Genomic DNA, 7,491 nt, shown 5'->3' with positions numbered 1-7,491 from the left:
TCACTCTGATCAAGGTAGCCATTATACCAGCCGTAAATTCAGGCAATTGTTATGGCGTTATCAAATAAAACAGAGCATGAGTCGTCGAGGAAACTGTTGGGACAATGCACCAATGGAACGCTTTTTCAGAAGTCTAAAGACCGAATAGATACCAACAAAGGGATATGTCAATTTTACTCAGGCAAAACAAGAAATCACTAATTATATTATTGGTTATTACAGCCAGACTAGACCACACCGGTATAACGCTGGGTTAAGTCCAAATGAGTCAGAGAGAAGATACTGGTTAAACTCTAAAACTGTGGCCAATTTTACTTGACCACTTCAATATTCTAGTTAATAGACTTATAACTAATTCAGGTTTTGAATCTACTAAATCAATAGGGCGCAACCCACACAATTGCTTCCTATTTCTAAGCAACCATCTTTCTGCCGCATCTTGATCATTAAAAACATTAATAAGTAATTCGTGAAGTTCAGGGTTAGTATTTAAAATACGTGGTAAATTATTTGGTTTATTCATCATTTAACCCCTTGTTCGTATGGTAAATATTAATTTTTAATGTCCAGTGCCCATATTCGTCCCACTCTTCCCGCCATATTAAAAAGAAAGCCCTAACAGCAACGTTAGGGCTTTTTGTTCTTATCATTTAGTAAATAGCCAAGCAAGCTGATTTACCACGTATTACTATTTTATCTCAGCAATCATCACCGATTTAATATTAACAAATTCTTTTAAACCAAAACCACCGTGCTCACGACCATAGCCACTGTTTTTTACTCCACCAAACGGTAGGTTTGGTTGTGCTAAACCATAACCATTAATATTAACCATTCCGGTATTAAAGTGTTTTACAGCAAGTTCAATGGCGTACTCTTCGTTTTTAGAGAAAATACCTCCGCCTAAGCCATAGCGTGAATCATTGGCAATTCTCATTGCATCATTATCATCTTTAGCTTTTATCAGAGCAGCTACAGGACCGAATAACTCATCATCATAAGCAGGCATATTAGGACTGACATTTTCTAAAATAGACGGCGGATAAAAGAAACCTTTTCCATCGGGCATTTCACAGCCACAGACTATAGTTGCCCCGGCGGCAATAGATTTTTTTACTTGGTCATGCAGTTTTTCACGTAAGTCTTTCCTCGCCATAGGACCCAAGTGAGTATCTTCTGCTCGAGGGTCGCCCATTTTTATTTGCATCATGGCTTGCTTGAATCCCAGCTTAAATTCATCGTAATTTTTTTCGGTAACAATAAAACGTTTTGCAGAAACACAGGTTTCACCATTATTGATAATACGAGCTTTGACACACGTCTCAATCGCTAGTGCAATATCTGCATCGTCTAAAACCAAGTAAGCATCATTACTACCTAGTTCTAATACTGTTTTTTTACTACGTTTCGCAGCTTCTTCGGCAACCATTTTACCCACGTTATCACTACCCGTAAAAGTAACTCCTTTAATACCATCATGGCTAATTAATTTACTTGCCGTTTCGCCATCAACGAGTAAAGATTGGTAAGCATATTTTGGAAAGCCTGCTTGTTCGTATAGTGAATGAATTTTCTGTGCCATACCAAAAACATTTGAGGCATGTTTCATTACCGTGGTGTTACCAGCGATTAAATTGGTGATGCTGTATCTTATCACTTGATAAAGAGGGAAGTTCCAAGGCTGAATCCCTAAAATAACGCCAATTGGCTGGTACGTTATGATTGCTCTACCTTGATTATAATCACGTGGCTCATTGGCCAACGCTTGCTCTGCAGTACTTGCGGTGTATTTACAAATTTCAGCACAAAGCGCTACTTCTTGTTTAGCTTGAGATTGCACTTTACCCATTTCGTCCACCATTAATTGAACCAACTCGTCTTGGTTTTCTTCAATTACTTTTGCTAAGGCATTAGCGAGTTTTACACGTTGGGCAACAGACACAAGCTTCCACTCTTCGAAACATTCATTAGCCTTTTCTACACAAACTTCAGCCTCTTGATGTGTCATTAAGGTATATCTTTTTAGCGTTTTTTCGGTAAAAGGGTTGATCGTTTCTATTGAGTTACTCATTGATTTTTTCCTTACTTATTTTGATAACGTTAATGTTTTTAGATGATTACCTTAATGACTAAAGGAGTCTTAGACCTATCATTACCAGCATAATCGTGTTGGCAATCACACCAATCATAAAAAAATAACTGCGTGGGCTTGGGTTCTTTTCGGTTGCAATAGCATAGTAGAGCACCATATGAACAATTCTTGCGATAACGTAAGTCCATACAAGCATTGCAAAGATAGGGCTTTGATAGTTAAGAATAAAGGCAAACAAAACTGTTCCCACAAATAGAGGGCTGTTTTCTAGCGTATTGTGAAAGGTACGGTGTGCTCTAAATATAAAACTATTGTGAGACAAATCATCATCAATTTTACCCGGAATAGCATTTGGTTGCTTAACCTTACTAAAGGTAGCTACTGTCCACTGAACTAATAACATCACCAAATAGAGGTAGAACGCTATGTAAGCCGAATAGGCTATATTCATCATTATTACTTCCTTTTCACATTATGAGTACGAGAACTTAGTAGAGCAAATTGTATGCCCACCCTAAATTTTATTACGGTTAAATAATGGTAGAGGTAATAAATTAGTTTATTTAATGGATGCGTAGAGGCTAATTTTAGTTAAATGTGTATATTTTTCATAGAATTAAAATAAAATAGGATATTCAAAAACAAAGCATTTAATCATGCAAATATTGCTATATTTACTAATCAATTATTAAATGAATCAATAAATTAATCAGCTTAATTACATAGAGTGCAGTAATAAATTCATGCCTTGTAATAATTACTTGATTAGATGTAATTATTACAAGAAAAATTTAATCTCAATTTTTAAATGCTTAAAGGGTCAACCCAACTATTTTATGAGGGAGAGAATTTCACATCTTTCTCTATACATAGACAAACTAATAAAAACCTTTTAAATCAATGGTAAAGTTGTTTTCGTTGATTTTAAATTAGGCATTTGTCATTTTACTGCTTTGTAAGTTTCTTATATAAATCCTGAAAATTATCTATTGGTCTGATATTTGCTCTATCTCTATGAAATCAAAGTAGGGTATGCAGAAGTGATTCAAGTGTTAGTGAACTCTAGATATATCACTTTCTGGCATCATTCAGCCTTCGTTAAAAACATAAAGAATTGATTTTAAGGTATTAAATTTTGAAAAAGCAAAAAAATTATCCACTAAAGCCCTCTAAAAAAGACGTAAAAGGTATTGATGCAATTAAAAACCGTATCGACAAGAACACTATTAACCGCGGTGAAGTAGAGCGCAGTAAAGAGCGAAAGATAGAGTCTGAACAATATCAAGAGGTCATTATAAAGCGTACAGACGAAACCTTCAGACATGCGGACGATATTTTACAGCTCGCTATTCATGAAGGAAAAAGTCAAATAGAGCGCCCAATATTAGGATTGTTCTTATCATCTGTCGCAGCAGGTATGATTATTGGTTTTAGCGTTCTCGCTGTAGCGGTAATGGCAAGTATTCTAGGTAGTCTTGATGGCATAAATCGTGTACTGGTTGCTTTGGTTTACCCTTTAGGTTTTATGTTATGTATTTTGAGTAGAACGCAACTTTTTACTGAGCATACTGCTACCGCTGTTTATCCATTACTTGATGGGAGAGCAAGTATTAGCGGGGTATTAAAATTATGGTCAACTGTCATTCTAGGTAACTTGAGTGGTGGTTTTATTATTGCTATTTTATTAAATGGTGCCGAGTCAGTTATTCATGCTAGAGACGGGTACCTATTAATTGCGAGCCATGTTCTAGCGTTCGATTCTGCTAGCCTTTTTGTTAGTGCGATTTTAGCTGGATGGTTAATGGCTATAGGAGCGTGGACCATTTTATCTACTCATTCAACGTCTAGTCAGATTTTGTGTATATTCTTAGCCACGTTTCTTATTGGTATCGGTGGTTTACACCACTCAATAGCAGGGTCGGTTGAATTATTTGTTGGTTACCTCATGTCGCCTAACATCAATATTACGACTATTACCCCCGTTATAGCGGTGATTTTACTGGGTAACGCCATTGGCGGAAGCGTGTTTGTTGCTATGTTGAATTACGGGCATATACGTGGATTAAATAAATAACGTAAAGAAAGTACTCTTGGTTAAAGGCTGCAAGCGCTAAACAGTAATAACAGAGGCTATTAAGCAAGAGAGTAAATTAATAATAAATTTCAAATGAGGCTAAATAAAAGAACTAACCTTAAAAGTACCTTAAAGCAAATAGGAGAGTATAGTGACATCATCAAATAAGCACATTGCCACCCTGACGGTGCGCGGTAAAGAATATGAATACTTCGACTTATCTACTTTGCAAATTGATATCAAGCGGCTGCCACTTACAGCAAAAATCTTATTAGAAAACTTACTACGTCATAGCGATGAGCAGTATGTTCAGCCCGAGGATATTCAAGCCTTAGCCAAATGGGATATCACTTCCGCTTCTCGTACCGAAATTGCATTTGTTCCTTCAAGAGTCATATTACAAGATTTTACAGGTGTGCCGGCGGTTGTTGATTTAGCCGCCATGCGTAATGCAATGCTTGATTTAGGTGGCGATCCCAATAAAATTAATCCACTAAAACCTGTCGATTTAGTTATTGACCATTCCATTATGGTCGACGAATTTGGCAAAGCGGACTCGTTTGAACGCAATACTGAAATTGAGGTGGCGCGTAACAAAGAGCGTTATCAATTTTTAAAATGGGGACAAAGTGCATTTGATAACTTCAAAGTGGTACCTCCTGGAAAAGGTATCGTGCACCAAGTTAATTTAGAGTACTTAGCCCGTGTAACGTTTATCGATGAACAGCAAGATAAATCACTACTTTACCCTGATACCTTAGTAGGGACAGATTCACACACTACGATGATAAATGGTTTAGGTGTACTTGGTTGGGGAGTAGGCGGTATTGAAGCTGAAGCAGCCATGTTAGGTCAACCTGTTACTATGCTAATACCTGAAGTTGTTGGCATGGAATTAAAGGGGAAATTACCCGCTGGCGCAACCGCAACCGATTTAGTGTTAGCCGTTACAGAACAATTGCGAGCATTCGGTGTAGTGGGTAAATTCATTGAGTTTTTTGGTGATGGTGTACAGCACTTATCTGTGGCAGATCGTGCAACGCTTGCCAATATGTCACCTGAGTATGGCGCCACATGTGGCTTGTTTCCTATCGATGAACAAACCACTAAATACTTGGCATTAACTGGCCGTAACGCGCTACAAATCGATATTATTGAAGCCTACTCAAAAGCGCAAGGTATGTGGGGCAGTGAAGCACAAGAGCATGCAGAGTACCATGCAAAACTCACAATGAATTTAGATACTGTTGTTCCAGCTATTGCAGGACCGAAGCGCCCGCAAGATAGAATTAATTTAGACCAAGCCGCGACTGCATTTGAGCATTGGATCTCTGAGCAAAAAGAGTTGGCTATTGCACCGAATGATAAGCAGAAAGCGACATTTGATAATGAAGGGGGAGTAGAAAACATAGGAGCTAAAACGGTAACTTCTAAAACTAGCGCTTTTTATCGTCATAAAGAACAAGACGTTGAGCTTCACGAAGGTGCGGTTGTTATCGCAGCGATTACCAGCTGTACTAATACATCGAACCCGTCAGTATTGGTGGCTGCGGCACTACTCGCGCAAAAAGCCAATCAATTAGGACTTACTGTTAAACCTTGGGTTAAAACAAGTTTTGCGCCTGGCTCACAAGTAGTAACAGAATACCTCAACAAAGCAGGGTTATCTAAAGAGTTAGATAAAATGGGGTTTAATTTAGTTGGTTATGGTTGTACTACTTGTATTGGTAACTCAGGACCATTGCCAAAACCGATTTCCAGTGCAATTAGAGAGGGGGATTTAATCGTAACCTCAGTCTTGTCAGGTAACCGTAATTTTGAAGGGAGAATTCACTCCGATGTTAAAGCTAATTATTTAGCATCGCCACCTTTAGTTGTCGCTTATGCTCTAGCGGGTAATATGAAAATTGATATTACTAAGGAACCTCTAGGTATCAGTAATGATGGAAAACCTGTTTATTTAAAAGATATATGGCCAAGCCAGCAAGAAATACAAGATATCGTTACACATGTTGTTAATAGCTCAATGTTCTCTGATAAATACAGCTCTGTTTATGATGGCGGTGATAGCTGGAAAAAACTCGATACGGTTGATGCCGATATTTACAATTGGCCAGACAGTACATACATAAAAAAACCAACTTTTTTTGAAAATATGAAAGTACAACCTGAGCCTATTCAGGCCATTGAAAATGCACGTTGTTTATTGAAATTAGCCGATAGCGTCACCACAGACCACATTTCACCTGCTGGCTCTATAGGAAAAGAAACCCCCGCGGCCGAATATCTTCGTGATAATTATGTTGAGCAAGATAATTTTAACTCTTATGGCTCTAGACGAGGTAATCATGAGATTATGATGCGTGGTACTTTTGCAAACGTTAGGTTAAAAAATCAACTTGCACCTGGGACAGAAGGGGGCTTTACCCGTAAACAGCCAGGTGCTCAGGAAATGACAGTATTTGAGGCTTCGCAACAGTATATTACTGACAACATACCTACTATTGTTATTGCTGGCAAAGAATATGGAACAGGCAGCTCTCGCGACTGGGCTGCCAAAGGACCACTGTTGTTAGGTGTGAAAGCTGTCATTGCAGAAACCTATGAGCGTATTCACCGCTCTAATTTGATTGGAATGGGAATATTACCCCTGCAATTTAAGCAAGGCAAAGGGGCACACACTTACCATTTAGATGGTACTGAGCAGTTTTCTATTCACGCGATTGAGGCTGGTCAAAAGCAGGTAAAAGTAGATGCGCTAAAATCCGATGGTGTGAGTTTTAGCTTTGAAACAGATATCCGTATTGATACACCCAATGAGTTTGAATATTTCCGCCATGGTGGCATCCTTCAATATGTTATCCGATCACTGTTGTAGCATAATTAACTAATCAGCAAGTGAGTATAACTAAGCTTGCTGATTAGTTACGCAAGTGCTATTTAAATAGCACTTCTGAACAGCCTTCAATAACAATAAAGTCCTACCTAAATAACCTTTAACGCCGACTAAAACCAAAAAATTTCAATGGTAACGAGCACATCTCGATAACTCCTCAACGTTAGCTCACTCAGTTTATGCAACTATTTTATTGTTTACGCTTATATTTTTATCTAATCCAATGAAATTACTAACTCACTCATATTGAAAGGGTACGCTACATAACACAATAATTTTATACGCCTCGACATCATTTAAAAGCACAATGTAAAACAGTGTGTAAATGTTTCATGGTTAATTATAAAAATTACAATAAAAAAGTAAAACTGTATGATTTTAAAGCAATAATGTGCGTTTTTAGCGCTTTTTATTGGCATGGTGTTTGTA

General features: G+C 37.7%; 5 protein-coding genes and 1 pseudogene. 3 read left to right on the top strand and 3 right to left on the bottom strand.

Features of this window, described 5'->3' with window-relative positions:
• A pseudogene (locus tag ABD005_RS11845) lies at positions 1 to 319 on the top strand (integrase core domain-containing protein); the annotation flags it as partial.
• Here ABD005_RS11845 and ABD005_RS11840 read toward each other — a convergent pair.
• The 3 genes from ABD005_RS11840 to ABD005_RS11830 form a co-directional block, all read right to left on the bottom strand.
• The gene (locus ABD005_RS11840) at positions 287 to 526 is read right to left on the bottom strand and encodes an MbcA/ParS/Xre antitoxin family protein (RefSeq protein ID WP_343817616.1); all 240 of its coding nucleotides are present in this window, start codon (positions 524 to 526) and stop codon (positions 287 to 289) included. The pseudogene ABD005_RS11845 and the gene ABD005_RS11840 overlap by 33 nt on opposite strands.
• A 162-nt stretch (positions 527 to 688) precedes the next feature.
• A complete protein-coding gene (locus ABD005_RS11835) occupies positions 689 to 2,071 on the bottom strand; it encodes an NAD-dependent succinate-semialdehyde dehydrogenase (protein ID WP_343817615.1) in 1,383 nt (460 codons plus the stop codon).
• A gap of 58 nt (positions 2,072 to 2,129) precedes the next feature.
• Positions 2,130 to 2,546: an MAPEG family protein gene (locus ABD005_RS11830; protein WP_343817614.1), complete on the bottom strand. Its 417-nt coding sequence runs from the start codon at positions 2,544 to 2,546 to the stop codon at positions 2,130 to 2,132.
• Positions 2,547 to 3,227: 681 nt separating this feature from the next.
• On the opposite strand from ABD005_RS11830, the gene ABD005_RS11825 reads away from it, so the two are divergent.
• Positions 3,228 to 4,166 carry a formate/nitrite transporter family protein gene (locus ABD005_RS11825; protein ID WP_343817612.1) on the top strand — a complete coding sequence of 313 codons (939 nt, stop codon included), beginning with the start codon at positions 3,228 to 3,230 and terminating at the stop codon, positions 4,164 to 4,166.
• A gap of 151 nt (positions 4,167 to 4,317) precedes the next feature.
• Entirely contained in the window at positions 4,318 to 7,044 is a 2,727-nt protein-coding gene (acnA, locus tag ABD005_RS11820; protein WP_343817610.1) for an aconitate hydratase AcnA, read from the top strand.
• Positions 7,045 to 7,491 lie beyond the last annotated feature (447 nt).

Origin of the sequence: Colwellia asteriadis (genome assembly GCF_039523295.1) — a bacterium.
Taxonomy (GTDB): domain Bacteria; phylum Pseudomonadota; class Gammaproteobacteria; order Enterobacterales; family Alteromonadaceae; genus Colwellia; species Colwellia asteriadis.
The sequence above is the reverse complement of the archived record's forward strand: the minus strand, read 5'-3'. Positions and strand labels throughout refer to the sequence as shown.

Coding starts and splice junctions, on each gene's coding strand:
- ABD005_RS11840 (WP_343817616.1), bottom strand. CDS start 526: ATGATGAATAAACCAAATAATTTACCACGTATTTTAAATACTAACCCT.
- ABD005_RS11835 (WP_343817615.1), bottom strand. CDS start 2,071: ATGAGTAACTCAATAGAAACGATCAACCCTTTTACCGAAAAAACGCTA.
- ABD005_RS11830 (WP_343817614.1), bottom strand. CDS start 2,546: ATGATGAATATAGCCTATTCGGCTTACATAGCGTTCTACCTCTATTTG.